The sequence below is a fragment of the Corynebacterium sp. S5S1 genome (assembly GCF_001913985.1).
Lineage (GTDB): Bacteria > Actinomycetota > Actinomycetes > Mycobacteriales > Mycobacteriaceae > Corynebacterium > Corynebacterium marquesiae.
In genome coordinates this window covers 9868-10273 of sequence record NZ_MKXT01000048.1, presented here as the reverse complement: position 1 = coordinate 10273, position 406 = coordinate 9868, and the positions used below count along the sequence as shown (strand labels likewise).

Genomic DNA, 406 nt, shown 5'->3' with positions numbered 1-406 from the left:
GACATAGCGCGTGGTTCGCTCTACTAGCGTGCCAATTGCAGACTTATTACCCGCGCCTAAAATGAGGTCGCCTTCCCAATGACCTGGTACTGCTCGGTCATCTACTTCTGCTGGCCGGTCGGAAATCATCACCATAGGGTCAACAAACCGCCTGCGGGCACTGCGCGTGCCACGAGGTCGACGTTGGGTGTGACCGCGACGCAGTGCAGCAGCGACTTCCTTTTTCAACTCGCCTTTAGCCTGGAAATACAAAGACTGATAAATAGTTTCAGGACACACGTACATAGTCTCATCACCGGGATAGCGACTGCGCAACCTCCCAGAAATCTGCTCCGGCGAGTACCTATCTTTCACCATCGCCCAGACCACGGTGCGCAAACGTGGATTGGCATCAATCTTGCGCTTT

The 406-nt window shown here is 54.2% G+C and carries 1 protein-coding gene; it reads right to left on the bottom strand.

Annotation, left to right across the window (positions count from 1 at the left end; all coding sequences use genetic code 11):
- On the bottom strand, window positions 1-406 hold a 406-nt coding region (locus BKN05_RS11320), incomplete at both ends, for an IS30 family transposase (RefSeq protein ID WP_286688681.1).